The sequence below is a fragment of the Paraburkholderia sp. RL17-383-BIF-A genome (assembly GCF_046028015.1).
Classification (GTDB): Bacteria; Pseudomonadota; Gammaproteobacteria; order Burkholderiales; family Burkholderiaceae; genus Paraburkholderia.
This window is the reverse complement of the sequence record NZ_JARESR010000002.1, coordinates 348,121-371,843: the sequence shown is the minus strand read 5'-3', so window position 1 is coordinate 371,843 and position 23,723 is coordinate 348,121. Positions and strand designations below refer to the sequence as shown.

At 65.4% G+C, this 23,723-nt stretch carries 21 protein-coding genes; 12 read left to right on the top strand and 9 right to left on the bottom strand.

All coding sequences use genetic code 11. The annotated features are described in order from the left end of the window. Positions 1 to 109: 109 nt before the first annotated feature. Entirely contained in the window at positions 110 to 1,105 is a 996-nt protein-coding gene (locus P0D71_RS03885; RefSeq protein WP_091793321.1) for a DMT family transporter, read from the bottom strand. 464 nt (positions 1,106 to 1,569) lie between these two features. Here P0D71_RS03885 and dapC point away from each other — a divergent pair, with 464 nt between their 5' ends. From dapC to cls, 6 genes are all read left to right on the top strand, one after another. Continuing rightward, entirely contained in the window at positions 1,570 to 2,787 is a 1,218-nt protein-coding gene (gene dapC / locus P0D71_RS03880) for a succinyldiaminopimelate transaminase (RefSeq protein WP_408302787.1), read from the top strand. Between the two features lie 72 nt (positions 2,788 to 2,859). Then, positions 2,860 to 3,687, top strand: coding sequence for a 2,3,4,5-tetrahydropyridine-2,6-dicarboxylate N-succinyltransferase (gene dapD, locus P0D71_RS03875; protein ID WP_027213332.1), 828 nt, complete (start codon positions 2,860 to 2,862; stop codon positions 3,685 to 3,687). Then, positions 3,687 to 4,052 (top strand): ArsC family reductase, encoded by a 366-nt coding sequence (locus tag P0D71_RS03870; protein ID WP_091793317.1) that lies wholly within the window; start codon positions 3,687 to 3,689, stop codon positions 4,050 to 4,052. Before dapD ends, P0D71_RS03870 begins: the two co-directional genes overlap by 1 nt. 205 nt (positions 4,053 to 4,257) lie before the next feature. Then, positions 4,258 to 5,397 carry a succinyl-diaminopimelate desuccinylase gene (dapE, locus tag P0D71_RS03865; RefSeq protein ID WP_408302837.1) on the top strand — a complete coding sequence of 380 codons (1,140 nt, stop codon included), beginning with the start codon at positions 4,258 to 4,260 and terminating at the stop codon, positions 5,395 to 5,397. A gap of 16 nt (positions 5,398 to 5,413) precedes the next feature. Continuing rightward, positions 5,414 to 6,298 (top strand): 50S ribosomal protein L3 N(5)-glutamine methyltransferase, encoded by an 885-nt coding sequence (gene prmB / locus P0D71_RS03860; RefSeq protein WP_408185692.1) that lies wholly within the window; start codon positions 5,414 to 5,416, stop codon positions 6,296 to 6,298. Positions 6,299 to 6,444: 146 nt separating this feature from the next. Then, positions 6,445 to 7,896 carry a cardiolipin synthase gene (cls, locus tag P0D71_RS03855; protein WP_408479295.1) on the top strand — a complete coding sequence of 484 codons (1,452 nt, stop codon included), beginning with the start codon at positions 6,445 to 6,447 and terminating at the stop codon, positions 7,894 to 7,896. Positions 7,897 to 8,126: 230 nt separating this feature from the next. On the opposite strand, the gene P0D71_RS03850 is transcribed toward cls, so the two are convergent. Further along, entirely contained in the window at positions 8,127 to 8,606 is a 480-nt protein-coding gene (locus tag P0D71_RS03850) for a glutathione peroxidase (protein WP_091793311.1), read from the bottom strand. A gap of 135 nt (positions 8,607 to 8,741) precedes the next feature. Here P0D71_RS03850 and P0D71_RS03845 point away from each other — a divergent pair, with 135 nt between their 5' ends. Beyond that, a complete protein-coding gene (locus P0D71_RS03845; RefSeq protein WP_408353995.1) occupies positions 8,742 to 10,697 on the top strand; it encodes an ATP-binding cassette domain-containing protein in 1,956 nt (651 codons plus the stop codon). 157 nt (positions 10,698 to 10,854) lie between these two features. Next, complete coding sequence (locus P0D71_RS03840) at positions 10,855 to 11,913, top strand: CaiB/BaiF CoA transferase family protein (protein WP_408185717.1); 1,059 nt, start codon at positions 10,855 to 10,857, stop codon at positions 11,911 to 11,913. A 38-nt stretch (positions 11,914 to 11,951) separates the two neighbouring features. Here P0D71_RS03840 and P0D71_RS03835 read toward each other — a convergent pair whose 3' ends face one another. The 3 genes from P0D71_RS03835 to alr form a co-directional block, all read right to left on the bottom strand. Beyond that, positions 11,952 to 12,230 (bottom strand): DUF2866 domain-containing protein, encoded by a 279-nt coding sequence (locus P0D71_RS03835; RefSeq protein ID WP_091793307.1) that lies wholly within the window; start codon positions 12,228 to 12,230, stop codon positions 11,952 to 11,954. 142 nt (positions 12,231 to 12,372) lie between these two features. After that, positions 12,373 to 13,749, bottom strand: a complete 1,377-nt coding sequence (radA, locus tag P0D71_RS03830) for a DNA repair protein RadA (protein ID WP_091800361.1) — start codon at positions 13,747 to 13,749, stop codon at positions 12,373 to 12,375. A 109-nt stretch (positions 13,750 to 13,858) separates the two neighbouring features. Further along, positions 13,859 to 14,929 (bottom strand): alanine racemase, encoded by a 1,071-nt coding sequence (alr, locus tag P0D71_RS03825; RefSeq protein WP_091793305.1) that lies wholly within the window; start codon positions 14,927 to 14,929, stop codon positions 13,859 to 13,861. A gap of 218 nt (positions 14,930 to 15,147) precedes the next feature. On the opposite strand from alr, the gene lplT reads away from it, so the two are divergent. Together lplT and thiD are read left to right on the top strand one after the other, a co-directional pair. Further along, entirely contained in the window at positions 15,148 to 16,455 is a 1,308-nt protein-coding gene (gene lplT / locus P0D71_RS03820) for a lysophospholipid transporter LplT (protein WP_091793303.1), read from the top strand. Between the two features lie 59 nt (positions 16,456 to 16,514). Next, positions 16,515 to 17,321, top strand: a complete 807-nt coding sequence (gene thiD / locus P0D71_RS03815; RefSeq protein WP_091793301.1) for a bifunctional hydroxymethylpyrimidine kinase/phosphomethylpyrimidine kinase — start codon at positions 16,515 to 16,517, stop codon at positions 17,319 to 17,321. Between the two features lie 67 nt (positions 17,322 to 17,388). Here thiD and P0D71_RS03810 read toward each other — a convergent pair whose 3' ends face one another. Genes P0D71_RS03810 through tsaB form a run of 4 tightly spaced genes read right to left on the bottom strand, consistent with a single transcriptional unit; the run spans position 17,389 to position 21,032 of the window. Beyond that, entirely contained in the window at positions 17,389 to 18,480 is a 1,092-nt protein-coding gene (locus P0D71_RS03810; RefSeq protein ID WP_408302800.1) for a DUF1853 family protein, read from the bottom strand. Beyond that, complete coding sequence (locus tag P0D71_RS03805; RefSeq protein ID WP_408302802.1) at positions 18,477 to 19,751, bottom strand: uracil-DNA glycosylase family protein; 1,275 nt, start codon at positions 19,749 to 19,751, stop codon at positions 18,477 to 18,479. Before P0D71_RS03805 ends, P0D71_RS03810 begins: the two co-directional genes overlap by 4 nt. Then, positions 19,738 to 20,232: a ribosomal protein S18-alanine N-acetyltransferase gene (rimI, locus tag P0D71_RS03800; protein WP_095418979.1), complete on the bottom strand. Its 495-nt coding sequence runs from the start codon at positions 20,230 to 20,232 to the stop codon at positions 19,738 to 19,740. Before rimI ends, P0D71_RS03805 begins: the two co-directional genes overlap by 14 nt. Then, on the bottom strand, positions 20,229 to 21,032 hold the full coding sequence (gene tsaB / locus P0D71_RS03795; RefSeq protein ID WP_408302804.1) for a tRNA (adenosine(37)-N6)-threonylcarbamoyltransferase complex dimerization subunit type 1 TsaB: 804 nt from the start codon (positions 21,030 to 21,032) through the stop codon (positions 20,229 to 20,231). Before tsaB ends, rimI begins: the two co-directional genes overlap by 4 nt. Before the next feature lie 205 nt (positions 21,033 to 21,237). Here tsaB and P0D71_RS03790 point away from each other — a divergent pair, with 205 nt between their 5' ends. Next, complete coding sequence (locus P0D71_RS03790; RefSeq protein ID WP_408185686.1) at positions 21,238 to 21,507, top strand: acyl-CoA-binding protein; 270 nt, start codon at positions 21,238 to 21,240, stop codon at positions 21,505 to 21,507. 454 nt (positions 21,508 to 21,961) lie between these two features. Next, positions 21,962 to 23,593 carry a DEAD/DEAH box helicase gene (locus P0D71_RS03785; protein WP_408185685.1) on the top strand — a complete coding sequence of 544 codons (1,632 nt, stop codon included), beginning with the start codon at positions 21,962 to 21,964 and terminating at the stop codon, positions 23,591 to 23,593. Positions 23,594 to 23,723 lie beyond the last annotated feature (130 nt).

Here is a 23,723-nt window from a genome sequence, read left to right as displayed (position 1 = left end):
GCGCCAGCCGTTCGCCGAAAGAGCGACACGGCCCGCGAAACCCAACAAACCCTCGGGACACGGGTGCCGGCTTCATGCGTTCAGACATGTGCCGGCTAATGAGGGGCAATCATACCATCGCGCGTGGAGGGTTCTTGCCGTCCTTGTGCTCGCCGAGGTCTGCATTGCGTTCATTCACGAGGCTTTCTTCCTGAATGGCCGGATCGGGCGGCATGGCCTTGGTCCGATGCACCCAACTGGACAGCGCCGAGGCCAGCACGATGCACACGCCGCCGGCCCATTCGCGCGGACCGGGCGTCTCGCCGGCGAAAAGCCACGCCGACAACGCCGTGACTACGATCTCGAACAGCATGATGATCGAAGCGCGGTTGGCCGGCACGCGCGCGAGCCCGTACTGCACCAGCATATTGTTCGACGCGAGCAGAAAACCGAGGCCGAGCACCAGTAACGCGGCCGTGCCGAGATGCGCGCCGGTGGGCGGCGCGGGCATCGCCTCGAATAGCGAAGCACAGGCGCCGAAAATCGCCGCGCCGCCGAAGATCGTCGCGGTGCGCATTTCCGGCTTCATATCAGGCAACACGCGGCTCGTCTTGAGAATCAGCACGTTGCTCATGGCAAAGCCCATGCCGCCCGCGAGGCCCGCCCATTCGGCGAGATTGCCCGGCACGGGAATGCCCAGTTGCGGCGACCACAACATGGTCATCGCGCCGGCTAGCGACAGCGCGGCCAGCCCCGCCCCCGACCACGTGAGCCGCTCATGCAGGATGAAGTGCGCGAAGAGCGCGGTCCACGCCGGGGTGAGATAGAACAGCAGCAACACACGCATCACCTCGCCATGAATCGAACCCCACACGAAGCCGAGGTTGGTGATGCCCGCGGCCAGCGCGAGAGCGGGCAGCAGCCAGTGCCAGCGCACAGTCTTGAGCGCGCGATACCGCACCAGCAGCACGAACAGGCAGCCGGCGCCGCTCGTCAGCGCGCTGGCTGCCGTGCCGGTCACGCCGAGCGCATTCAGCATGCGCAATGGATACCAGATCATTCCCCACACCGACGCGCCCAGCATGATCGCGAGCGTGGGCCAACCGTTGCGAAGCCAGTTGGTCATGGTGCGGAACTCCTTGCGGAGGCGTTCGGGGTGTGTCTGTCACGGACCGCGGCGCTCCCGCGCCTGTTGTGTCCGGATGTCTCCGGGGCTGCTGCGTACATTGCTGCTCCTGCTTCTTGCTTGCGCGAACCGTCGGCGGCTCGCGTCGTTCCCGCTGCAGCGCATTGCCTGCGCCACCTGGCGGGTTGCGCCGGTGCTTGCCGGCGCGGGGTCCCTAATCTGCTTGACCGTTCAACTGGCCGGGCCGGGCCTGGCGTGGCGCGGCGCGGCGCCGCCGGCTCAGGCCCGCCCGCGAAACCCTGCGCCACGGTAGGCCCGCCACGCCAGGCTCACCACGCTATAATCATCCGCTCGCCGCTGCTGCCATCTTTCGAGCGTGTTTTTGCGCTTTACCGCCGCCAGCGCGTGCGCCGCTTCTTTCTGCATCCGTCAGCGCCCATCTTCGATCAGGCTCGATCCGCCCAGTGAACCCGCTACTCGACTCCCTTCAGCCCTACCCGTTCGAAAAGCTGCGCGCGCTTTTCGCGGACGTCACGCCGAACGCCGGCCTCGCGCATATCAGCTTCGGCATCGGCGAGCCGAAACACCCCACGCCGGCGCTGATCCGCGACGCCGTGGTGGCCTCGCTCGGCGGCTTGTCCGCGTATCCGGCCACGATCGGAACGCCTGCCCTGCGCGAGTCGATCGCGAAGTGGGTTACGCAGCGCTACAACCTGCCGCCGGTCGATCCGGCCACCCAGGTGCTGCCGGTATCGGGTTCGCGCGAGGCGTTGTTCGCCCTCGCCCAAACCGTGCTCGACCCGAAAAAGAATGCTGACGGCGAGCCTGCGATCGTACTCTGTCCGAACCCGTTCTACCAAATCTACGAAGGCGCGGCGATTCTGGGCGGCGCGCAGCCGTACTTCGTCAATAGCGACCCGGCGCGCAACTTTGCCTGCGACTATTCGGCGGTGCCGGCCGATATCTGGGCGCGCACGCAGCTGCTTTACGTCTGCTCGCCCGGCAATCCGACCGGCGCGGTGCTCACGCTCGACGACTGGCGCGAACTGTTCGCGCTGTCGGACCGCTACGGTTTCGTGATCGCCTCGGACGAGTGCTACTCCGAAATCTATTTCGACGAAGCCAGCCCGCCGCTCGGCGGTCTGGAAGCGGCCCACAAGCTCGGCCGCGGGTTCGAGCGGCTCATCATGCTATCGAGCCTGTCCAAGCGTTCGAACGTGCCGGGCATGCGCTCGGGATTCGTCGCGGGCGACGCGGCGATTCTCAAGAGCTTCCTGCTATACCGGACATACCACGGCGCGGCCTTGTCGACCGTGTTCCAGAATGCCAGCATCGCCGCCTGGAATGACGAGGCGCACGTGCGCGAGAACCGTGCGAAGTATGTGCAGAAGTTTTCCACGGTCACGCCAATGCTCGCCGAGGTGCTCGACGTGCGCCTGCCGGATGCCGCGTTCTACCTGTGGGCGGACGTCTCGCGCACGGGCCTCACGGACACCGAGTTCGCCCAGCGCCTCTACGCCGACTATAATGTGACGGTTCTGCCGGGCTCGTTCCTCGCGCGCACAGCGCATGGCGTGAACCCCGGCCGCAATTTCGTGCGCATGGCGCTCGTCGCCGACGTCGACGAATGCACGCAAGGCGCGCAGCGGATCGTCGACTTTTGCCGTGCGCTGGCGGGTTGAGTCTTCACTGATTGCAACCCTCGCGCACCGCATCCCCTTCTTCAGACTTCAACTCTTCGATAAAGCACGCATATGTCGCAACAACTTCAGCAGATCATTGACACCGCCTGGGAAAACCGCGCCGAACTGTCGCCGAAGGCCGCTCCGGCCGACGTGCGCGAAGCCGTCGCCCACGCCATCGAGCAACTGGACAAGGGCGCACTGCGCGTCGCCGAGAAGAAAGACGGCGACTGGGTCGTCAATCAGTGGCTGAAGAAAGCCGTGCTGCTGTCGTTCCGTCTGGAAGACAACGCGCCCATGCCTGCGGGTGGTTACTCGCAGTTCTACGACAAGGTGCCGTCCAAGTTCGCCAACTACACCGCTGAAGACTTCGCTGCCGGCGGCTTCCGCGTGGTGCCGCCCGCCATCGCGCGCCGCGGCTCGTTCATCGCGAAGAACGTCGTGCTGATGCCGTCGTACACCAACATCGGCGCGTACGTGGACGAAGGCACGATGGTCGACACGTGGGCCACCGTCGGTTCGTGCGCGCAGATCGGCAAGAACGTTCACCTGTCGGGTGGCGTGGGCATCGGCGGCGTGCTGGAGCCGCTGCAGGCGAACCCGGTCATCATTGAAGACAACTGCTTCATCGGCGCGCGTTCGGAAGTGGTGGAAGGCGTGATCGTCGAAGAGAATTCGGTGATCTCGATGGGTGTGTACCTCGGCCAGAGCACCAAGATTTACGACCGCGAAACCGGCGAAGTCACGTATGGCCGCATTCCGGCGGGTTCGGTGGTGGTGGCGGGCAACCTGCCGTCGAAAGACGGTTCGCACAGCCTCTACTGCGCCGTGATCGTGAAGAAGGTCGACGCCAAGACGCGTGCGAAGGTCGGCCTGAACGAGCTGCTGCGAGGCGACTGATGGCGCGCGGCACCAAAACCGTCGTCTACGGCATCCCGAACTGCGACACCGTGAAGAAAGCCCGCGTGTGGCTGGAAGAACACGGCGTCGAGTTCGAGTTCCACGACTTCAAGAAGCATGGCGTGACCGAACCGCTCGTGCAGGACTGGCTGAAAGACGTGAAGCTCGACGCGTTGCTGAACCGTCGCGGCACCACGTGGCGCGCCCTGTCCGACGACATGAAGGCGGCCGCGGACACGCAATCGGGCGCGATCGCGTTGATGATCCACAAGCCGTCGGTGATCAAGCGGCCGGTGCTGGTGGTCAACGGGCGCGTGAAATCGCTCGGTTTTTCCGCGGACGAGTACGAAGCGCTGTTTGCGTAAGAGCAGCACTGTTCGTCGGATCCGGCGCGCGGAGTTGAGCGCCGCCGGATCTGCTAGCCGTCTGGCGCGAGTCCATGCGCCGGCGCCGCGAACGCAAAACGTAGTAAAACGCGACCCTGGTCGCGTGGCTCAAAAGCTGTTGCCGGCTGCGGTGTTCAACCGCCAGCCGGCATTTTTTCATTTCAAAGTGGCTTGTATCGAATCCATGTCCGGCACCCTCGCCCTTACCGAACAACTGATCGCGCGCGCGTCCGTCACGCCCGACGACCAGCATTGCCAGCGCCTCCTGATCGAACGCCTGGCCGCGCTCGGCTTCGAGCACGAGACGATCGAATCGAACGGCGTGACCAACCTGTGGGCCGTGAAACGCGGCGTCGACGGCACTGAGGGCAAACTGCTCACATTCGCCGGTCATACCGACGTGGTGCCGACCGGCCCGCTCGAACAGTGGCACTCGGCGCCGTTCGAGCCGACCCAGCGTGACGGCAAACTGTACGGCCGCGGCGCGGCGGACATGAAAGCGTCGATCGCGGGCTTCGTGGTGGCGAGCGAGGAGTTCGTCGCCGCGCACCCGGCGCACCGCGGCTCGATCGCGTTCCTGATCACGAGCGACGAAGAAGGCCCCGCCACCGACGGCACCATCAAGGTCGTCGAGGCGCTGCAGGCGCGCGGCGAACGCATGGACTACTGCATCGTCGGCGAACCCACTTCGAGCGCGCAGCTCGGCGATATGGTGAAGAACGGCCGGCGCGGTTCGATGTCCGGCAAGCTTATCGTCAAGGGCGTGCAAGGCCATATCGCCTATCCCCATCTGGCGAAAAATCCGGTGCATCTGCTCGCGCCCGCGCTCGCCGAACTGGTGGCGGAGCGCTGGGACGACGGCAACGAATATTTCCCGCCCACCACGTGGCAAGTGTCGAACATTCACAGCGGCACCGGCGCGACCAACGTGATTGCCGGCCACGCGGACGTGATGTTCAACTTCCGTTTTTCGACGGCGAGCACGGTGGAAGGTTTGCAGGCGCGCGTGCACGCGATTCTCGACAAACACGGGCTCGATTACGATCTGCAATGGACCGTGAGCGGGCTGCCGTTCCTCACGCCGCGCGGCGATCTGTCGAACGCGCTTGCCAAGGCGATCAAGGACGAAACCGGCGTGACCACCGAACTGTCGACGACCGGCGGCACTTCGGACGGCCGCTTCATCGCGCGCATCTGCCCGCAGGTGATCGAATTCGGCCCGCTGAACGCCAGCATCCACAAGATCGACGAACATATCGAAGTCGCACACATCGAGCCGCTGAAAAACGTGTACCGCCGCGTGCTCGAACAACTGATTGCGTGACCCAAGGACTATTGCGATGACGCTCCCGTTTTCCACCGTTCGCGACCTGCTGCGTTTCGCGGTTTCGCGCTTCAACCAGGCCGATCTGTCGTTCGGCCACGGTTCGGCCAATGCTTACGACGAAGCCGCCTATCTGATCCTGCACACGCTGCATCTGCCGCTCGATCTGCTGGAGCCGTTTCTCGACGCGCGTTTGAGCGCCGCTGAAATCGACGCCGTGCTGAACGTGATCGAGCGCCGCGCCACCGAGCGCGTGCCGGCCGCCTACATCACGCAGGAAGCGTGGATGCACGGCTTCCGCTTCTATGTGGACGAACGCGTGATCGTGCCGCGCTCGTTCATCGGCGAACTGCTGCAGGACGGTTTGCAGCCCTACGTGGAAGATCCCGAACAGGTGAGCGCCGTGTTGGAGTTGTGCACCGGCTCGGGCTGCCTCGCGATTCTCGCGGCCCATGCGTTCCCGAACGCGGATATCGACGCGGTGGATCTGTCCGCGCCCGCGCTGGAAGTCGCCACGCGCAACGTCACGGACTACAAGCTCGACGACCGCATCGCCCTGTTCGAAGGCGATCTGTACGCGCCGCTCGCCGAGCGCCGCTACGACGTGATCATCACCAACCCGCCGTACGTGAACGCCGCGTCCATGCAGGAACTGCCCGCAGAATACAAGCACGAGCCGGACATGGCGCTGGCGGGCGGCGCCGATGGCATGGACATCGTGCGCCGGATCATCGCCGAAGCGCGCAACTGGCTGACCGATGAAGGCGTGCTGGTGGTGGAAATCGGCAATGAGCGCGCGCACGTGGAAGCGGCGTTCGGCGGCCTCGATCTGGTCTGGCTGTCGACCAGCGCCGGCGACGACAACGTGTTCCTGATTCAGGCGGCTGATTTGCCGGTCTAAAGTTTTGCTGCGCTCGCGCAGCAAAACCGCCCGCCTCGAGCCGCACGCGCCCCGAATGCACGCGCGTTCGGTAAGATGGGCGAGCTCAGCTACCCGGCGCTCATCGAGCCAGCCAGGCCAGCCCCTCGCCAACCCTTCGTCCACCTATGCAATTCGACCTGCTTCACATCGGCACGCTGGTCGGCCTCTGCCATATTCTCGGCGTGGTCGCGGCGTGCCATGCGATTCTGAACACCCGCACATCGCAAGGCGCGATTGCGTGGGCCGTGTCGCTGGTCGCAATGCCCTATCTGACGCTGATCCCGTATCTGTTCCTCGGCCGCAGCAAGTTTGCCGGCTATGCGGACGCGCGCCGCGTCGAAAACGAACTGCTGCGCACACGCGCGCATCCGCCGGAATGGGACACGCGCGCTTCGTCGGCGAACCTGCCCACGCTGGAGCTGGGCGGCAGGCTCGTGCATTCGCTCACGCGTCTTGGCGGCATGCCGTTTCTGCCCGGCAACACGGTGCGCACACTGGTCAACGGCGCGGCGACTTTCGAGGCCATCTTCGAGGCGATCGAGAATGCGCGCCGTTACGTAATCGTGCAGTTCTTCATCGTGCGCGACGACGCGCTCGGCGAGATGCTCAAAGACGCACTGATTGCGAAAGCAAAACAGGGCGTGCGCGTCTACTTCCTGTACGACAGCATCGGCAGCTTCGATCTGCCTCACCGCTATGTGGCGGCGCTACGCGCGGGCGGCGTGGAGACGCATCCGTTCGCCACCCATCGCCGCTTCGTCAACCGTCTGCAGGTGAACTTCCGCAATCACCGCAAGATCGTTTCGGTGGACGGCGAACGCGCGTTTGTCGGCGGACACAACGTGGGCGTGGAATATCTCGGCGGCAAGCCACCACTTTCGCCATGGCGCGATACGCATATCGAAGTGCGCGGCCCCGCGGTCGCAAGCATTCAGTTCGTCTTCACCGAAGACTGGCACTGGGCCACGCAGCAGTTGCCCGAATTCGACATGCCGCCCCCTCCGGCCATCCAGCCTGATGGCGGCCGGGGCATGCATTGCCTCGTGGTGCCGAGCGGCCCGGCGGACAAGCAGGAGACCTGCTCGCTCTTTTTCGTCGAAGCGATCAATGCGGCGCGCGAGCGGATCTGGATCACCTCGCCCTACCTGATTCCCGATGAAGCCGTGTTCTCGGCATTACGGCTCGCGGCGCTGCGCGGCGTGGACGTACGCATTCTGATTCCGAGCCGGCGCGATCACCTCGTCGTGTTCGCGGCCTCGAAGCTGTATGCGTATGACTCGCTGCGCGCGGGCATCCGGATCTTCCGCTACCAGCCGGGCTTCCTGCATCAGAAGGTCGTGCTGATCGACAGCGTGGCCGCGGCAGTCGGCAGCGCCAACCTCGACAACCGCTCGTTCCGCCTGAACTTCGAGATCATGGTGCTGACCGTGGATCGCGGCTTCGCCGAAGAGGTCGAAACGATGCTGCTGGCCGACTTCGCCGAATCGCGCGAAATCGACCGCAACGAGTACCGGCAGGCAAGCGCCTTGAAGCGCGTGCTCATGCACGTAGCGCGGCTGTTTTCGCCAATTCTGTGAGGCCGCGCTGCTGCAAACAGCGCTGATTCGCCGCAACGGCGTGAAACTGAAGTCGGCGCCCGCGCCCAGCCGGCCGGCTGCCGATTCTAAGCAGTCCAGCAAGGCAGCCGCGCTAAGGACTAACGCCCAGGACTAACCCAAGGCCGTAAGGGCGCTTGCGCTGCAGCCGTGTCGCAACAGTACCGGCCTTTAGCGACGACGCGAGGCCAACTCTTGTTTCCCACCGCGTCTCACAGCAGCTTTTCGATATCCTCGGTAATCGCCTCGGGCTTCGTCAGCGGCGCGTAACGCTTCACCACGTTGCCGTCACGGTCGATCAGAAACTTGGTGAAATTCCACTTGATCGCCTCCAGACCGAGCACACCCGGCGCTTCACCGGTCAGGTAGCGGAACAGCGGATGCGCGTTCGCACCGTTCACGTCGACCTTATCGAACATCGGGAAAGTCACGCCGTAATTCTTTTCGCAGAAGCTGCCGATCTGCGCGGCGTCGCCCGGCTCCTGCTTGCCGAACTGGTTGCAGGGAAAACCGAGTACCGTGAGCCCGCGCGCCGCGTAGGTGTCGTACAGCTTTTGCAAGCCGGCGTACTGCGGCGTGAACCCGCATTCGCTTGCCGTATTGACGATCAGCAAAACCTTGCCGTCATACTGCCCAAGGCTCACTTCCTCGCCACCCAGCGTGCGCGCCGAAAACGAATAAATCGATGCCATGTGCTCCCCCCGTAAAAGCCGTCAGTCTATGCCAAAAGCTTCGCCGATACAGTCGGCCGAATGGCCGATCCCGGCTGAGCGCCCGGTGTCAGCCCCGGCAGTCTAAAATAGCGGTTTTCTCCAGCCGGCCTTTTCGTGATCCGCTTTAACCAGTTCAGCCTAGCGCGCGGCACCAAGCCGCTCTTCGACAACACCACGTTCACCCTCAATCCCGGCGAAAAGGCCGGCCTGGTGGGGGCGAACGGCGCGGGCAAGTCAACGCTGTTCGCCGTGCTGCGCGGCGAGCTGCATGCGGACGGCGGCGATTTTTCGATCCCGCCGACCTGGCAGATCGCGCACGTCGCGCAGGAAACGCCGGCCGCGGACAAAACCGCCCTCGCCTACACGCTGGATGGCGACGCCGCCTTACGCACGATCGAAGCGCGCATTGCCGCCGCCTCCGCCGCCCATGACGGCGCGGCCGAAGGCGAGGCGCACGCCGCATTCGCCGACGCCGACGGTTACACCGCGCCCGCGCGCGCCGAAGCCCTGCTGCTAGGGCTCGGCTTCACGCTCGACCAGACACGCGAACCGGTCAGCAGCTTTTCGGGCGGCTGGCGCATGCGGCTGAATCTCGCGCAGGCGCTGATGTGCCGCTCCGACCTGCTGCTGCTCGACGAACCGACCAACCACCTGGATCTCGACGCGATCGTCTGGCTGGAAGACTGGCTGGCCCGTTATCCGGGCACGCTGATCGTGATCTCGCACGACCGCGAATTCCTCGATTCCGTATGCAACGTCACGCTGCATCTGGAGCAGCAGCAGATCAAGCGCTACGGCGGCAATTACTCGCAATTCGAAGTGCTGCGCGCGCAGCAGATCGCGTTGCAGCAAAGCGCATACGAGAAACAGCAGCGCACGGTCGAGCATTTGCAGAGTTACATCAACCGCTTCAAGGCGCAGGCCACCAAGGCGCGCCAGGCGCAAAGCCGCGTCAAGGCGTTGGAAAAGATGGAGCTGATCGCGCCGGCGCATGCGGCCTCGCCGTTCACGTTCGAGTTCCGCACGCCCGATTCCGCGCCGAATCCGATGATGGTGATGGAAGACGTGCGCTGCGGCTATCGCAGCGAAGACGAACCGGGCGTCGAGATTCCGATCGTCGATCACGTCATGCTGTCGATCCAGAACGGGCAGCGCATCGGTCTGCTTGGCGCGAACGGCCAAGGCAAGTCCACGCTGATCAAGACGCTCGCCGGCACGCTCGAGGCGCTCGGCGGCCACGTGCGGGAAGGCAAGGGGCTGCGCATCGGCTATTTCGCGCAGCATCAGCTCGAAACCCTGCGCCCCGACGACACGCCGTTGCAGCACCTCGCGCGCCTCGCCCCGGACACGCGCGAGCAGGAATTGCGCGACTTCCTCGGCAGCTTCAACTTTTCCGGCGAGATGGCGACCTCGAAGATCGCGCCCTTCTCAGGCGGCGAAAAGGCCCGCCTCGCGCTCGCGCTGATCATCTGGCAAAAGCCGAACCTGCTGCTGCTCGACGAACCGACCAATCACCTGGATCTCGAAACGCGTCACGCGCTGACCATGGCGCTCGCCCAGTTCGAAGGCACGCTCATTCTGGTGTCGCACGACCGGCACCTGCTGCGCGCCACCACGGATCAGTTCATGCTGGTCGCGAAACATCGCCTGCAGGAGTTCGACGGCGACCTCGACGACTACCGCGACTGGCTGCTTCAGCACGCGGCCGAACAGCGCGCGGCGCTCAAGGCGGGCACGGCGTCGAACGGCGGCAATGGCGCTGACGGCGGTGCGGACAACGGCGTCAACCGCAAGGAACAGCGGCGCCTCGAAGCCGAAACGCGTCAGAAGCTCGCGCATCTGAAAAAACCGCTGCAAAGCCGGATCACCAAGATCGAAAAGGAAATGGACGCGCTCAACGCGGAGAAAGCGACGCTCGATGCGTTCGTCGCCGATCCGGCGAGTTACGAGCCCGCACAGAAAAGCAAACTGACGGAGGCGATCCGCCGTCAGGCAGACGTGAACGCGCGCCTCGAAGCGCTCGAAGCCGAATGGCTCGAGACTCACGAGGAACTCGAACAAATCGGTTAGCGGCACGCTGTTTCAGGTCCGCGCCGGCATCGACGAGAGGTTGGCTTTGTCTTCTGCGACATCATCCGTCTCAACGGCCGCAACGATGGCCAAGTCATCGGCCAAGTCATCGGCCAGGTCACCGGCCAGCTCATCGGCCAGTCCCGCGCCGCCCGCGCTGCAAGGTTTGCGAGTGCTCGACCTGACTCGCCTGCTGCCGGGGCCGGTGGCCGCCTTGCGGCTGGCCGAGCTGGGCGCCGATGTGCTGAAGATCGAAGCGCCAGGCGCCGGCGACCCCACCCGCACGATGATGCAATCGTCGAGCGATCGCGTGGCCGGGCGGCCCGGCGCGTTCTACCGGCTGGTGAATCGCGGCAAGCGCGAAACGCGCCTCGACCTCAAATCCGAGGCGGGGCGCAACGTGCTGTGCGCGCTCGCGGCCGAAGCGGATGTGCTGATCGAGAGTTTCCGGCCCGGCGTGATGGAGCGGCTCGGCATCGGCTACGACACGTTGCGCGCGGTCAATCCCCGGCTGGTCTATTGCGCGATCAGCGGCTACGGCGCGAGCGGTCCATTCGTCGATCACGCCGGTCACGATCTGAACTACATCGGCTACGCGGGTGTGCTCGACCAACTGGCGGGCCGTGACGGCGCGCCGATCCTGCCCAATTTTCAGATTGCCGATCTGCTCGGCGGTGCCTTGAGCGCAGTCACGCAGATTCTCGCGGCGTTATGGCAGGTGTCGCGCGGCGGCACAGGCCGCTTCGTCGACGTATCCATGACGCACGTCACCTACGCGCACAACGTCGTGGCGCAGGTTGCGCTCGCCAATGAAGGCGCGGCGCCGGCCGCAGGCGCCGGTCTGCTGAATGGCGGCGTGCCCTGCTACAACCTCTACCGCACACTCGATAACCGCTGGCTCGCGGTCGGCGCGCTCGAATTGAAGTTCTGGGAAACGCTCTGCATGGCGCTCGACCGGCCCGAATGGGCCACGCGCCACTGGAGTCTCGGCCAGGCCATTGGTGGCCCGGACGCAGCCGCGCTCACGCAGGAACTCGCCGAGGTGATCGGCAAGCGTCCGCTGGAAGAATGGGTGGTGATGCTGGAGGCGCTCGACTGCTGTGTCTCGCCAGTGCTGACAGCGGCCGAAGCCGCGCGCCATCCGCTGTTCAATCCGCAGGCTTACGATGCGGCGAACGTACGCGGCGAAGACGAGGAAGACCGGTTGGTCCGGTAACGCGCGGGAGAAGCCGCGCCTTACCGCCCTCAACGCCCTCAACGCCGCGCGGCAGTCTGCCGCGGCAAGGTCTGACGCGGCGTCTTTTCATCGTCGTACAGCATGTGCTTGCGGCCTTCCACATGACGGTCGATCGTCGCGCGGACTTCGGCGGCCGTGGCGTGTTCGGCCACCACCCGCCGCGAAATCTGCCCCGCCGTGTCGATCCACTCGACGATCCGGCAGGCGCCGCCCCATGGCTGGCGAATGGGCGCGGAGACGCGGCAACCGCGCACCTGTATCGGCCGCTCGGCTACGGTTTCATATGACTGTTTCAAGGCGCGATCCTTTTTCGGGCACCGGAAGGGATGCAAACCCTTGCAGCTTAGGAAAAAGGAATGTCCGGCAGGTTACAGCCAATATGGAGATATTTACCGGCCATTACGGAGCGGCGGGCGCCTGGAGGCGCACGAGCCCCGTCTATTCGAGCGTTCGGACCCGGTCGATGGCCTGTTCGATCCGCTCGACCGCAACGACCTGTAAGCCTTCTATCGGCTGCTTCGGCGCATTGGCCTTGGGAATCACCGCGACTGAGAAGCCCAGTTTGGCGGCCTCCTTCAGACGCTCCTGACCGCGCGGCGACGGCCGGATTTCACCGGCGAGACCCACTTCCCCGAACACCACCAGCCCCTTGGGCAACGGCTTGTTGCGCATGGACGAGTGGATCGCGAGCAGCACGGCCAGGTCGGCGGCGGGCTCGGTAATCTTCACACCGCCCACGGCGTTCAGGAACACGTCCTGGTCGAAGCACGCGATGCCCGCATGCCGGTGCAGCACCGCCAGCAGCATCGCGAGCCGGTTCTGCTCCAGGCCGACCGCCAGGCGCCGCGGGTTCGGCGCGTTGGCGGCGTCCACGAGCGCCTGCACTTCGACCAGCAGCGGCCGCGTGCCTTCCTGCGTCACCAGCACGCAGGAACCCGGCACCGACTGCTCATGCTGCGACAGAAACAGCGCCGACGGATTGGCCACGCCGCGCAAGCCGCGCTCGGTCATGGCGAACACGCCGAGCTCATTCACCGCGCCGAAACGGTTCTTGATCGCGCGCACGAGACGATACGACGAATGCGTGTCGCCTTCGAAGTACAACACCGTATCGACAATGTGTTCCAGCACGCGCGGCCCCGCCAGCGCGCCTTCCTTGGTCACGTGGCCGACCATGATGATGGTGGTGCCCGACTGCTTGGCAATGCGCGTGAGCTGCGCCGCGCACTCGCGCACCTGGGCGACCGAGCCCGGCGCGGAAGTCAGCGCGTCGGAATAGACCGTCTGGATCGAGTCGATCACCGCGACATCGGGTCGCTGCTCGGCGATCGTCGCCTGGATTTTTTCGAGCTGGATTTCGGCCAGCAGTTGCAGTTCGCTCGCCTTCGAGCCCGGCTCCAGCAGCGAAAGTCGTTGCGCGCGCAACGCAATCTGCGCGGCGGATTCTTCGCCGCTGATGTAAAGCGCGCGTTTGTCAGCGGCGATTTCCGCAAGCGATTGCAGCAACAGCGTCGATTTGCCGATGCCCGGATCGCCGCCGATCAGCACCACGCCGCCCGGCACCAGACCACCGCCGAGCACGCGGTCGAACTCGCTCACGCCGGTGGAAAAGCGCGGCACGTCGGACGCTTCGATATCGGCGAGACGGCGCACCGGCGCGCTCTTCGCGAGCGACTGGAAGCGGTGCGTGGAAGGCGCTTCCGCCACCGACTCGACCAACGTGTTCCAGGCATTGCATGAGGGGCACTGGCCGGCCCATTTCGGCGATTGCCCGCCGCATTCACTACAGATGTACACCGTCTTGGGTTTAGCCACGCGCTTGTTGCCTGTGTTGCTGTTCTTTGGATTGGAACTTCCGCTGGGCGCGAGGCACCAGCCCGCGCCCATGTTCGACCTTTACTTCGCGACCTTTACTTGGCGACCTTTACTCCGCACGCACCGGCACGCGCGGCGCCACGGCGCACATCAGCTCATAACCGATGGTGCCGCACGCCTGGGCGACGTCGTCGATCGGCAGCGCGTTACCCCACAGCTCGACGCGCGAGCCGACGTTGGCGGTCGGAATCGGCGTCAGGTCGACGGTGAGCATGTCCATCGACACGCGGCCGACGACCCGCGTGCGCACGCCGTCGACGATCACCGGCGTGCCTTCCGGCGCGACGCGCGGATAGCCGTCCGCGTAGCCGCAGGCCACCACGCCGATGCGCATCGGGCCGCGCGCCTTGAACGACGAACCGTAGCCGACCGTATGGCCTTCGCTGAGCGTTTGCACGGCGATCAGTTCCGAGGCGAGCGTCATGGCCGGCTGCAAGCCGGTGCCCTGAATCGCGGCATGGACGCCGGAGGGCGACGCGCCGTACATGATGATGCCCGGACGCACCCAATCGAAGTGCGTGGCCGGATGCCACAGCGTGGCCGCCGAATTGGCCAGGCTGCGCGCGCCGGCAATGCCCTGCGCGCCGCGCTCGAACGCCTCCACCTGATAGTCGACGCCGCGATCGCCGTCGGCGTCCGAGAAATGGGTCATCAGGGTGATCTGGCCGACGCCCTGGCAGGCGCGCGCGCGTTCCCACGCGGCACGGAACTTCTCCGGCGTGTAACCGAGGCGGTTCATGCCAGTGTTCATCTTCAGCTGGATGTTGACCGGTTTGGACAGCCGCGCCATTTCGAGCATGCGCAACTGTTCGTCCGAATGGAGCGCGGTGGTCAGGCTGTAACGGTCGATCACGTCGATGTCAGTCGGGCGAAAGAAGCCTTCGAGCAGAAGAATTGGCCCGGCCCAACCCAATTCACGCAACTTCACGGCTTCTTCGAGGTCCAGCAACCCAAAGCCGTCGGTGGCGCGCAGGCCCGGGAAGACGCGCGCAAGGCCATGCCCATAAGCATTGGCCTTGACGACAGCCCAGATTTTGGATTTCGGCGCGTGGCGCCGGGCGACGGCCAGGTTATTGGCGAGAGCGGAGGTATGAATCGTGGCTGAAAGGGGGCGCGGCATGGGATATTTTCGTAAAGACGCTTGCGAATCAGCGGCTTACAGGGCGTTTTCAGCGCTCGGCAGCCCGCTGGGCGGTGCGATCAAGGATTTTGCTAGTCCGAATCCAGCTATTTTCATGATATAAAGCCGTGCGCACAACCCATTTCGAACGGCATAAGCCCGGACGCTCAACCAGCGGCCGGGGCGGACAGACCGCAGCGAGGACAGCATCGCATCAGATGAAAAAAGGTTTTTACACCATCATGGCCGCGCAGTTTTTTTCGTCGCTGGCCGACAATGCGCTTCTGATCGCCGCTATCGCACTGCTGAAAGATCTTCACGCCCCGAACTGGATGACACCGCTGCTCAAGTTGTTCTTTGTGCTGTCGTACGTCGTTCTCGCCGCCTTCGTGGGCGCCTTCGCCGATTCCCGTCCGAAAGGACGCGTGATGTTCGTCACCAACACGATCAAGGTGGTCGGCTGCATCACGATGCTGGTCGGCGCGCATCCGTTGATTGCGTATGGCATCGTGGGTTTCGGCGCGGCGGCCTATTCGCCCGCCAAATACGGCATTCTCACCGAGCTGCTGCCGCCTGACCGGCTGGTCGCCGCGAACGGCTGGATCGAAGGCACGACGGTCGGCTCGATCATTCTCGGCACCGTGCTCGGCGGAGCGCTCATCAGCCCGCATATTGCCGCGCCGATCCTGCGGCATCACATTCCCACCGTCAACACGCCCGCCGAGGCGGCGATGCTGGTGATCATGGTGATCTATGTGATCGCCGCCCTGTTCAATCTGCGCATTCCCGACACCGGCGCGCGCTATCCGAAACAGGAGCGCGGCCCGATCAAGCTCGTCACCGATTTCGCCGACTGTTTTCTCGTGCTGTGGCGCGACAAGCTCGGGCAGATTTCGCTCGCCGTCACCACCCTGTTCTGGGGCGCCGGCGCGACGCTGCAATTCATCGTCCTGAAGTGGGCCGAAGTGTCGCTCAGCATGTCGCTCTCCGAGGCGGCCATCCTGCAGGCGGTGGTCGCCGTGGGCGTGGCGGCCGGCGCGATTTTCGCGGCCTCGCGCGTGCCGTTGAAGAAGTCGCTCTCGGTGTTGCCGGTCGGCATCATGATGGGCATCGCCGTGATGCTGATGGCGTTTTACACGCGCGATCTGTTCCCCGCCCATTGGGGGCTCTATTTCGGCCGCATGCATGTGCCGGGCTATCTGATCGTCGCGTATGTGTTCCTGATGATCGTCGGCGGCCTGTCGGGCTTTTTCGTGGTGCCGATGAACGCGTTGCTCCAGCATCGCGGTCACGTGCTGCTGTCGGCGGGTCACTCGATCGCCGTGCAGAACTTCAACGAAAACCTTTCCGTGCTCGTGATGCTGTGCCTCTACGCCGTGCTGGTCTGGCTCGACGTGCCGGTCACGGCGGTGATCGTGCTGTTCGGCACCTTCGTGTGCGTGATGATGTGGTTCGTCATGCGGCGCCACCAGGCCAACCAGCGCGCGTTCGACTCGGTCGCGCTGATCGGCGAAGCCAAGCACTGACCCGCGCCGGGTTGTCCGCTCACCTCGGGGCCCGCGCCTTCCTCCTTCCTCGCTTTGCCATGACTCAACCGATTCCCAATGTGCTGACGATCGCCGGTTCCGATTCCGGCGGCGGCGCCGGTATTCAGGCCGACCTGAAGGCTTTCTCGGCGCTCGGCGCGTATGGCGCGAGCGTGATCACCGCGCTCACCGCGCAGAACACGCGCGGCGTCACCGCGATTCACGCGCCGGACCCCGGTTTCATTACCGCGCAACTCGACGCGGTGTTCGACGACATCCGCATCGACGCCGTAAAAATCGGCATGCTGGCGAACGCGCCGATCGCGCGCGCCGTGGCCGACGCGCTGCGCCGGCACAAGCCGAAGCACATCGTGCTCGACACGGTGATGATTTCCAAGAGCAATCACGCGTTGCTGCTGCCCGACGCGGTCGCGGCGGTGCGCGACGAATTGCTGCCGCTCGCCGATCTGCTGACGCCGAATTTGCCGGAAGCCGCCGCGCTGCTCGGCGTGCCGGCCGCGACCGATGAAGCAGGCATGGTCGAGCAAGGCGAAGCGCTGCGCGCGCTCGGTGCGCGTGCGGTGCTGATGAAAGGCGGCCATCTGAGCGCGACGGATAGTCCGGACTGGCTGGTGCAGGAGAGCGGCACGCTGCGTCTGGGCGGCCCGCGTGTGCCGGTGAAGAATACGCACGGGACGGGCTGCACGCTGTCGTCGGCGATCGCGGCGCTGATTCCGCAACGCGGCGATCTGGCGAGCGCCGTCGCCGACGCGAAGCAGTATCTGACCGGCGCGCTGCAGGCGAGCGATCGACTCGACGTCGGCAGCGGCGTCGGGCCGGTGCATCATTTTTATCGGTGGTGGTGAGGGGAGCGTGGGCGGGGCTGGCCGGTTGGGCTCGCCTCTGAGTTTGCCGTCTGAGTCGGCGGCCATATTACGCGCCGGTCTCTCCGCTTCCCCGCTGCTGCTCGCGCGCGTAGTTTTGTGCCTGCTCGAGCCACTCGTCCGGCACGATGAAGCCGCGCGAGCGCTCGATCAGGTTGCCCGCGCCGTCTTCGGTGAACGCGGCGACCATCGCCGGTCCATGCTGATGCGAGGTTTGCCCGGCGAGAGTGTGCGCATCGACGAAAACCAATCCTGCGGCCTGCGCCTCGTCAGCTGAATGACGCCGCGGCGCAAGCCATTCCAGCCGCGGCAAAGGCCGCCACTTTTGCGTGTTGCCTGCAGCGAAGGCCGGCCAATCGCTGCGCGTCACCCACCAGCCACGGCCATGCGCTGGATCGAGTTCGACGGGATCGAGCGGAGTTTCGCCGTGCCGGTAAAACAGCCAGCCTTTGATGAACATCTGCGGCGTCCACGGCCCCGGATAGCCGACCGATGCGAACTCCTCACGCGCGCTCAACGGCAACTGGTGATTCAGCACATGGGCGAGCTTGAGGTCGAAACGGTCTTTCAGATTCGGGCCAACGTAGTCTGATAACCGCGCGGGTGACTGTCTGGGTAACTGCGTGCGTGATTGCGCGGGCAACACCGCAGCCAACTCCCCGCGTGCTTCGCCGGCGTGCAGATAGCACTTCACGGCCAGTTCCCAATGCAGACGCGCGCCCCGCCGCGTCTGGACCAGAAAATCGCATTCACCGAGCGTGACGCCCGCGCGCCGCAAGGGCACGCCCGCGGCCACCAGTCGCGCCGCCGGCCCATGTTGCAGAAACCAGCCGAGCAGCCGTTCGGCATAGCGGCCGAGACGCGTGATGCGCGTCGCCGCGAGATCGTGATGCAAGGATTCGGGCGCGGCGTCGAGCGCGCGCAGCCACGCGACGCTCGCCTGCGCTTCCTGCGGCGTATCGAAGGGATTCGCCAGGATGCCCACCGGTGGTTGCGGGCGCAACAGATCGGCGCTCAGCAATAACCAGGCGAGATCGCGCACGGCGGGATCATGCAAAGTGTCGAGCAGCGCAGCGCGGCTCGCGGCATCCATGCCGGGTGCGCCGGTGGAACCGGCCGCCGGCCCCTCGGCAGCCGTCACTTCGACGCGTTCGACGGCGCACCGCCCGCCGCACGCCACGTGTCGCGCGCGAGGCACAGGTCGGCCCAGGCTTTCGCCTTGTCGGGCAGACTGCGCAGCAGATACGCGGGATGATAGGTGACGATCACGGGCACCCCTTCGTACTCGTGTACGCGACCACGCAGCGACGAAATGCTCGCGTCGGTTTTCAGCAGACTTTGCGCCGCAAAGCGGCCGAGCGCGACGATCAGCTTCGGCTTGACCAGCCCCACCTGACGTTGCAAATACGGCTCGCAACGCGCGACTTCGTCCGGTTCGGGATTGCGGTTGCCAGGCGGCCGGCATTTGATCACGTTCGCGATGTACACGTTGGTGTCGCGCGCGAGCGTCAGCGAACGCAGCATGTTGTCGAGCAGCTTGCCGGCCTGGCCGACGAACGGCTCGCCCAGACGGTCTTCGTTCTCACCCGGCGCTTCGCCGATCAGCATCCAGTCAGCACCGCGGTCGCCGACGCCGAACACCGTATTCGTGCGCTTCTCGCATAGACGGCAAAGGCGGCAGGCGGCGACGCGCTCGCTTAGCGCGTCCCAGTCGAGCGTGTGGATTGCGGGAGCTGCGGGCGCCTCGCTACGGGCGTCCGCGGGCGCGTGGGTCGGCAGGTCGTCGAACCACGCGAAATCGTCGTCCGGTGGCGCGTCGAAAACCGGCGGCTCGGGCATGCGTGATGGCGGCGGCTGGGGTATTGGGTGACGCTTTTCCGCGGGCATTTGCGACCGCTCTTGCGCTGCCTGCGCTGGTTCTTGTGCGGGCCGCACGCGGTGTTCGCCGTGCGCGGCGTCGGCGCTTCGCGCCTCGCCCGCGTGTGGGGCGGCCGAGGCGCTTGCCGGCGCCCGTAGCATGGACGGTGCGGGTTCAGGCGCAGGCGACGCGAACGACGAGGTTTCCGGCGTTCCCGCTGCGAACGACGCGGTTTCCGGCGCTCCCGCTGCGAACGACGCGGTTTGCTGCGGACGCACGGCAGACGGTGCGGTTTGCTGGAAGCGCACGGCGGATGGCGCGGTTTCCGGCGCACGCACAGTCTCCAGCGGGCGCGTGACGGCAGCCGCGGCGGGCTGCGACCCGTGCGCATCGTCACGACGCGCGCCCGAGCCGGCCACGTCGCCAGTGCCCTGCCCCGCTAAGCCTTCGGCTTGGGCTTCAACAACAGCCGGTTGCTCGGCCGCCGCCATTCCGCGACGCACCCACAGCGGCGCGAGTCCGAATTCTTCCAGTACCGATTCATGCAGCGCCATCTGCGCCCTCCGTGGCAAACGAGAAACGCATCACGATGGCGTCCTCCCGGCTGCGATGCCGCGCCGGATAATAATTTTTGCGCCGCCCAATCGAAGCAAACCCGAAGCGCTCATACAACCGGATCGCCCGATGATTCGACGGCCGCACTTCGAGCAGCAAGCCGTCGAGCTTTTCGGCGCGGGTGATCCGCACGGCTTCGCGCAGCAGCGCGAGTCCGGCGCCGGCGCCTTGCGCCGCGGGCGTCACGCACAGATTGAGCAGATGCATTTCGTCGACCACCGGCATCAACACGCAATAGCCGATCAAGGTGCCCGTGACATGGCGCAGACAGACGCCGAAGTAACCGTTGCGCAGCGAGTCGCCGAAATTGCCCCGGCTCCACGGAAACTCATAAGCGATCTTTTCGATGGCGGCGACCTCGTCGAGGTCGCCCTCGGTCATCGGCGACATATAGCGGTCCGCGAGCAACACGCCACTCATTGCCGGCCCTCGCCGTGAGCCGCGTCGTGCGCGAGTCTGGCCGCCTTTTCAGCTTTCTCGGCGACCCGCTCGGCCGTGGTCTGCGCAACCTTGTCGCGCACGTACTCCGGCGCGGCCTGATCGGCGGGCACCGTGCGGCCGGCGCGCAACGCGCGCAGCGCAGCGTGGGCGAGCGGCACGGCGTGCGGCAACGCTTCGCCGTCGACGCTGCGCGCCGCCGCGAGCGCCGGCAGCCGCGCGCCGAAGGCCGCGGCGGCGTTGCCTGCCAGCGTGAACGGGACGTCGGGCAACACGAGCCGGTCCGGCGCGTCGAGCGAAGCGCTCTGCACGGTGCGCCATTCACCTTGCGCGTCGTCCCAGGCGTAGTCGGCCCAGTAGATCTCGTCCATGCGGGCGTCGAGCGCGGCGAGCACCCGCGCGGCCGACGGATGGCGCAGGCGGGCGCTTTCAGCGCAGACAAGCAGCGTGCTGATCGGCACGACCGGCAGGTTCAGGCCGAATGCGAGACCTTGGGCGACGCCGGTCGCCGTACGCAAACCAGTGAACGAGCCCGGACCGGAGCCGAAAGCGATAGCGTCGCAGTCCGCCAGTTTCAGGCCGGCTTCGTCGAACAGTTCGCGAATGGCGGGGAGCAGGCGCGTGCTGGAAACCGCGCCGGTTTGCTCGTGGCGCACCCAGACGCGCGGTTCGGCGCGGGTCTCTCCAGTTACGGCGCCGGCAGCATGGCCGGCAACCGACAGAAGCGCTACCGAGCAGAATTCGGTCGAGGTATCGAGGGCGAGGAGCACAGTTTGAGTCATGGACCGTATTGTAATCGGCACTGCGCGCGCAAATGTGGTTTGGCTTGCGCCCCGGATTGAACCGGCTCGCGTCCTGGATGGTCCGCGCTTCGCGCCAAGCCCCGCGTCCTGTTTTTGGAATAAGCCCTCAGCCCCGCAGCGGCATGCAATTGCTATGATCGTCAGCCGACCTTCACCCCTGTCCCGCCCGGCGGGCAAAACGACCATGACCGACATCAATACGCAGTTCACGCAGGCTCAGGAAGATGTGAAACAACTGCCGGAGCGCCCGGGCAACCTCACGCTGCTGCGGCTGTACGCCCTCTTCAAACAGGCTAGCGAAGGCGATGTTCACGGCGACAAGCCGGGTTTCACCGACATCGTCGGCAAATACAAGTATGACGCGTGGGCCGCGCTCAAAGGCACGGCGGAGGAAGCCGCGAAGCAGCAATACGTCGAACTGGTCGAATCGCTGAAGAGCGGCGCCTCGGCCTGAGCTGGCGCCGAAGGCTTACCCGGCGGCCCGATTGGAGATGGCAGGCCATTCGTCCAGTCGGCCGCCGCAACTTTTCTGCCAGGAAGATTCCTAATAGTGGCGCAGTGCAGCAAAACCCTATACAATGCTGCCTGCGCTTCACTGCTTTGCCCGGCTTTCCTCTAGCGGCCTTTGCGGCGCAGCGCCTCGTAGCGTTTAGCTCCAATCCAGTTTAGAACCTGTCCCCTCCTGCCTAGCCCCCTACGGGCGATCATGTCCCAGGCTGGCGGCACGCCGTGTTGGCATGTCGCATCCGATACAGCTTCTAACGAAAAGCTCGCCTTCATTGCCGCGAGCTGCCCCCGTTTTTCGATTTGCTCGCTGCTTCTTTGCTCGCTGAATCCGACGACTTGGGTATGCCGATTGGCGCCGACGTTTTAATTCCGTGTGTACCAAGGATTTACCAAGGATTCTCATGACTTCGAGCAATACCCCCAGCAGCCCGTTGAACGCCATCGCCGACCAAGCCCTCGGTCTCGCCGACGCACCCGCTCAAGCCGCAGCCGTTGCTGCCGCTCCGGAAGCCGTCGCCGCTGAAGCCGCAGCACCGTCCGGCCCGTCGTTCGCGTCGCTCGGTCTGTCCCCGGACGTCGTCTCTGCCCTGACCGCCGCTGGTTATCAAACCCCGACGCCGGTTCAGCAACGTGCCATCCCCGCCGGCATCGCCGGCCGTGACCTGCTGGTCTCGAGCCCGACCGGTTCGGGCAAGACCGCCGCGTTCATGCTGCCCGCCATCGAGCGTTTCTCGCAATTGCAAAAGGCGCAAGCCAGCCAGCCGCGCGAGCCGCGTCCGGCCGACGGCGCCCGCACGCGCCGCCCGCAACCGGTTGCCCGTCCGACCATGCTGGTTCTGACGCCGACCCGCGAACTCGCGATGCAGGTCACCACCGCTGCCGCCACGTACGGCAAGCACCTGAAGCGTCTGCGCACCGTCAGCATTCTGGGCGGCGTCGCTTACGGCCAGCAATTGATGCTGCTCGCGAAGAACCCGGAAATCCTGGTCGCTACGCCGGGCCGTCTGATCGATCACCTGGAACGCGGCCGTATCGATCTGTCGCAACTGCAGATCCTCGTGCTCGACGAAGCTGACCGCATGCTCGACATGGGCTTCATCGAAGACATCGAAACGATCGTTGCCGCTACGCCGGCTACGCGTCAAACCATGTTGTTCTCGGCCACGCTCGACGGCAAGATCGGTTCGCTGACCGGCCGCCTGCTGAAGGATCCGGAGCGTATCGAGATCGTCCAGCGTCTGGAGCAACGTACCAACATCGCGCAAACCGTTCATTACGTCGACGACCGCGATCACAAGGATCGTCTGCTCGACCATCTGCTGCGCGGCGAGGGCCTCGACCAGGCTATCGTCTTCACGGCAACCAAGATGGACGCCGACCAGTTGGCTGGCCGTCTGGCCGACGCCGGTTTCGAATCGGCCGCCCTGCACGGTGACCTGCCGCAAGGCGCGCGTAACCGCACGATCAAAGCCCTGCGCGAGCGCCGTGTGCGCGTGCTGGTGGCCACGGACGTCGCCGCTCGCGGTATCGACATCCCCGGCATCACGCACGTGTTCAACTACGACCTGCCGAAGTTCGCCGAAGACTACGTGCACCGTATCGGCCGTACCGGCCGTGCCGGCCGCTCGGGTATCGCGGTGAGCCTCGTGCATCACGCGGAACAAGGCGCGTTGAAGCGCATCGAGCGCTTCGTGCGCACCCCGCTGCCGGTCAATGTCGTCGAAGGCTTCGAGCCGCGCAAGTCGGCTCCGTCGGGTAACGGCCGTCCTGGCTTTGGCGGCCGCGGCCGTCCGGGCGGTGGCAACGGCGGTGGCCGTCGCTTCGGTAGCGGTTCGGGCAAGCCGGCCGGTAACGGCGGCGGTGCGCGCAGCGGCAGCGGCAATGGCGGCGGCTGGGCCGGCAAGTCGGCTGGTGGCGGTTCGCGTGAAGGCGGCTTCGGTGGCGGTTCGCGTGAAGGCTACGGCGGTTCGCGCGACGGCGGCTACGGCGCACGCCGCAGCGACGGCCCGCGTACGGCGCGTCGCGGCAGCTAATTGGCCGCTAATTGGCCGCTCAGTACTGAGCAGGAGCGCACTCCGTTTCAGGGCACACAGCCCTTTGCGGCGCCCAGGCGGTACGTTGCAGCCAGCTAAAAAAGACCCGGACGGCTTTACGCTGTCTGTG

What these genes read in the sequence shown, in the direction of transcription:
- alr (WP_091793305.1), bottom strand. Translation starts at nt 14,929, where the DNA reads ATGCCGCGCCCCCTTTCAGCCACGATTCATACCTCCGCTCTCGCCAAT.
- P0D71_RS03885 (WP_091793321.1), bottom strand. Translation starts at nt 1,105, where the DNA reads ATGACCAACTGGCTTCGCAACGGTTGGCCCACGCTCGCGATCATGCTG.
- cls (WP_408479295.1), top strand. Translation starts at nt 6,445, where the DNA reads ATGCAATTCGACCTGCTTCACATCGGCACGCTGGTCGGCCTCTGCCAT.
- P0D71_RS03870 (WP_091793317.1), top strand. Translation starts at nt 3,687, where the DNA reads ATGGCGCGCGGCACCAAAACCGTCGTCTACGGCATCCCGAACTGCGAC.
- lplT (WP_091793303.1), top strand. Translation starts at nt 15,148, where the DNA reads ATGAAAAAAGGTTTTTACACCATCATGGCCGCGCAGTTTTTTTCGTCG.
- tsaB (WP_408302804.1), bottom strand. Translation starts at nt 21,032, where the DNA reads ATGACTCAAACTGTGCTCCTCGCCCTCGATACCTCGACCGAATTCTGC.
- dapD (WP_027213332.1), top strand. Translation starts at nt 2,860, where the DNA reads ATGTCGCAACAACTTCAGCAGATCATTGACACCGCCTGGGAAAACCGC.
- P0D71_RS03805 (WP_408302802.1), bottom strand. Translation starts at nt 19,751, where the DNA reads ATGGCGCTGCATGAATCGGTACTGGAAGAATTCGGACTCGCGCCGCTG.
- rimI (WP_095418979.1), bottom strand. Translation starts at nt 20,232, where the DNA reads ATGAGTGGCGTGTTGCTCGCGGACCGCTATATGTCGCCGATGACCGAG.
- P0D71_RS03850 (WP_091793311.1), bottom strand. Translation starts at nt 8,606, where the DNA reads ATGGCATCGATTTATTCGTTTTCGGCGCGCACGCTGGGTGGCGAGGAA.
- prmB (WP_408185692.1), top strand. Translation starts at nt 5,414, where the DNA reads ATGACGCTCCCGTTTTCCACCGTTCGCGACCTGCTGCGTTTCGCGGTT.
- P0D71_RS03785 (WP_408185685.1), top strand. Translation starts at nt 21,962, where the DNA reads ATGACTTCGAGCAATACCCCCAGCAGCCCGTTGAACGCCATCGCCGAC.
- thiD (WP_091793301.1), top strand. Translation starts at nt 16,515, where the DNA reads ATGACTCAACCGATTCCCAATGTGCTGACGATCGCCGGTTCCGATTCC.
- dapE (WP_408302837.1), top strand. Translation starts at nt 4,258, where the DNA reads ATGTCCGGCACCCTCGCCCTTACCGAACAACTGATCGCGCGCGCGTCC.
- P0D71_RS03790 (WP_408185686.1), top strand. Translation starts at nt 21,238, where the DNA reads ATGACCGACATCAATACGCAGTTCACGCAGGCTCAGGAAGATGTGAAA.